A 3180-nucleotide genomic window follows, 5' to 3' on the forward strand; every position below is an offset into this window, starting at 1 on the left:
CCCCTAGAGGCGGCCACGTCTGACAAAGCTACAGATATCGTCCAGGCCGTCTTATCAGAGCGGATCGAGCGGATAGATGGGTATTTACCGGACGGCGAGCCTCTCGAATGCTCACTTGACACCTACGAATCGCCGGCTCACGACATCGATCCAGCGATTGCTATTGACTGGTCAAGATCTTTCGAACATGGTCCACCATCCCAAGAAGTATGGAACCAACGTCTACTCCCGGCGTTAACCACGGTAACGGACTGTCTCATTCAAAACGCATCGGGCCGCCCCCTCCGCTTCCGTGGCCGAACGCATCTTCCCGCTGCTTTCGCGGCCGGTTACTGTCTTCCAACCACACGTCGTATCCAAGCAACGTGGATGCAACCCACCGGCCCTGCCGGGATGACAGAATGGAAACTCGATATCGACGAAGAGGAAAGCGGGTTAGAAGGAGATCTCCAGCGACAACCGAATCACGGATCGGAGCTGGCGGTGCTCGTCAACATCGCTGCCGATGTGCAACCGGAGATAGACCAGATGCATAACGACCTTCCGGATTTCAACGGCGTTCTCAGATTGACACCGGAAGATGGGCCCGATGTGGAACTGTCCCCGGCACAGGCAGCCCATGCTGCAGATGTTTTCCGAACCAAGGTACGGGACGCGGTCAAAGAACTGCCAAAAACATCGACCATTCATCTCTTCATAGCTGGCCCGATAGGGCTCGCCTTTCTCTTCGGGCGAAAATCAAACACACTCAGACCGATCCAGACCTACCTCTATAGCAAAGACGAGGGTCGATACTATCCCGCTGGTCGATTACAGGATCAGCCACTTTCAGACGGCTCAGACACCGCCTCAGAAGAGCAATAGCAAATCAGTGCCCATTGCCAGGAGAGCATCGACTCGATCATGTCGCACCAGCGCGTCGTCTACGAGGTGATTATAGCACTGGTAGATCGTGTTTTGTTGACCGAGAAGCATACACCCCCGTGATTTATTACTGCAGGAGCGATTATGTCCTACTATGAGCGCAAAGGGCCAGCTCCGTCGGTTCGAGAACAGGGCGCAGTTGCTGCGCCATATCTCTGAGGAGACCGGCACGGACATCGACACGCTTTGGGACGAGTACGAAGCCCAAGTCGAATAGAGCCCTTTGCAGTTTTTGACGCGTGGGCGACGACACTGATCTCGACGTATCGTTCGAAATAGACGCAGAGACAGTCTCTCTGAGCCCTATCGGGGAATATCAGGTTCTCGATCTGGAAGGACCGGTCGTCATCGTTGGAGATGCGTCGTACCGCGTTGTTCCGGTCGGTGAAGACTCAGACGCGTCAGAAGATGTTCGTGAACTTAGCGTCGACGAGATACGCGCTGCACTCAGCGAACTCGCTGACAACGACGACTTTCAGTCAATCGTAGACAACTGCCCGACGAATACGCCGCTCGTCTACGACGACATCGATTATTTGACCCGCCATCTCCCCACAACTTCGCTCCAGAAGTGCCAGAAGCTGAGTGAGAGCACCCCTTTCGAGAAGGAATTACTCCTCCAAGTTGCCTACGTAGAACGCCAAAACTCTCTCGTCGGGCATTCAGACAACGTCCTCGAGTATTATCTCGAACAGCGTGCTGAAATCGCTGAAAAACTCCGGTCCACCGACGAAATCGACAGCGACATTGAGCGGTCATTCTTTTCGTATCTCCTCCTCGCCTCGGCACTCATCGAAGAGCTGACCACAGAAACGGTCCTCAACGAACTCTTTCGCGAGGAAGCTCGTCTCGACAGCATCACCGAGCACGTTCGGAGTATGGGGCACGCGAAGCGATTAGAGAAACTCTGTGATATCCAAATACTGACCGGAGGTGACCACGGATCGCTTGTCGAGGTCAAAGAACGCAGAAACAACCTCGTCCACGACGCGCAGAAGCGTGCAGGCCTTGACGAACTCGAATCGCGTCGTGAAGTCGCACAGATCCTCGAACAGACTGATCGATGTGCGTCCGTACTACTGACGATCTCGGGAAAGAACATCGAGTCAGTCATCGCGAAGCGAGGGTGTGATCCCTATATCGAACACGCTCAATCTGAGGCAGTAGCCGACACAATCACAACCTGGGAACAGGAGAACCCAGAGCGCCTATCGAGACTGCACGACTGTGAAAGAGCAACCCTCAAAGAAATTCGCTGGGATACCGAAGAGAGTGACCCTGGGAACAACATCACGGAGGGATTCACGTTTGATGGATTTGATGACGAAGAGCTGTATGAGATACTGATGGAGTTCGTCGGTGATTCCTCACAGGCGTTCCTCGACCGGATTGATGCCGATGCAAACGAGAGCAATCTCGATCGCTTCGATTTCGCAGTGATGGTGCTGCTCTGTGCTAGTCACAGTTACGAGGAGATTTCCCGGTGGCTGGATACCGACGAAAAGTACGTCCAGCGGAAGGAGAACGTGATAGCTTGGAGAGCTTCGCAGTTCGAGAAAGATTTGGTAGAAGAGATCCCCCGCCCAGAGGGCCCAACATGGCCATCGAAGACGGAATCAGATAATCAGGATGGTTGCTAGCCTGATAATAGATAGATCATCGTTGCATAGTACGTGATGCTCTCTTAGCGGAAGGCACAATTGGACGAGACCGAACGTGAGTAGCTCGAAGACCTCCTCAAAGCGGAAGGGACCACCGAGGTCGAGAGTACTCGGTCGTCGATTCGGCAGCGGCGTCGCCGATGCAGTGACCGTGACGCCGCCACCTACCCCAAACTGAACTCGCCGAGGCCCGATTGCTCGTGGTCCAGCGGTTCGATGACCTGCGGATCGTCGTTTCCGGGGCCATCCTCTATATAGATCCGATAGGGCTGTTTCGGTTCGCCCTTCGGCGATTTCCACTCGTGAACTGCCTCGGTGCGATCCCTGAGGCTTTCCGTGGATTAGTCAGACACTCCCGCGACACCATCGGTCTGATACTCTCGAGCAGTGTCGTGGGTCACGGCCGGGGCGTCCACAGCCCCCGATGCCTGCCGTCGCATCTTCCTGACTTGGGGAAGGCTGTTGAGAGCAGGCACATTCCAGCCTTGATGCTTCTTGATACTGCTCTATTGAAAATGGAAGACGGCGACAGGATCACTCCGTAACGAGTTTGAGAAGATGAGGTCGAGAAGGCGATTATGGGCGTCGCTTTGCT

At 54.6% G+C, this 3180-nt stretch carries 3 protein-coding genes and 2 pseudogenes; 3 read left to right on the forward strand and 2 right to left on the reverse strand.

Annotated features, from left to right (window positions below):
* From BLR34_RS16775 to BLR34_RS16475, 3 genes are all read left to right on the forward strand, one after another.
* Positions 1 to 864 (forward strand): SAVED domain-containing protein (locus BLR34_RS16775; RefSeq protein ID WP_143414211.1); only part of this gene is annotated, 864 nt, incomplete at its 5' end.
* Positions 865 to 1018: 154 nt separating this feature from the next.
* On the forward strand, positions 1019 to 1141 hold the full coding sequence (locus tag BLR34_RS17555) for a hypothetical protein (RefSeq protein ID WP_008528531.1): 123 nt from the start codon (positions 1019 to 1021) through the stop codon (positions 1139 to 1141).
* 22 nt (positions 1142 to 1163) lie between these two features.
* Positions 1164 to 2564, forward strand: a complete 1401-nt coding sequence (locus tag BLR34_RS16475) for a hypothetical protein (RefSeq protein ID WP_092704973.1) — start codon at positions 1164 to 1166, stop codon at positions 2562 to 2564.
* A gap of 185 nt (positions 2565 to 2749) precedes the next feature.
* Here BLR34_RS16475 and BLR34_RS17685 read toward each other — a convergent pair.
* Both BLR34_RS17685 and BLR34_RS17450 read right to left on the reverse strand, forming a co-directional pair.
* Positions 2750 to 2833: pseudogene (locus tag BLR34_RS17685) on the reverse strand (SOS response-associated peptidase); the annotation flags it as partial.
* A gap of 93 nt (positions 2834 to 2926) precedes the next feature.
* Positions 2927 to 3079: pseudogene (locus BLR34_RS17450) on the reverse strand (RNA-guided endonuclease TnpB family protein); the annotation flags it as partial.
* Between the last annotated feature and the right edge of the window lie 101 nt (positions 3080 to 3180).

The sequence above is a fragment of the Halovenus aranensis genome (assembly GCF_900100385.1).
GTDB lineage: Archaea > Halobacteriota > Halobacteria > Halobacteriales > Haloarculaceae > Halovenus > Halovenus aranensis.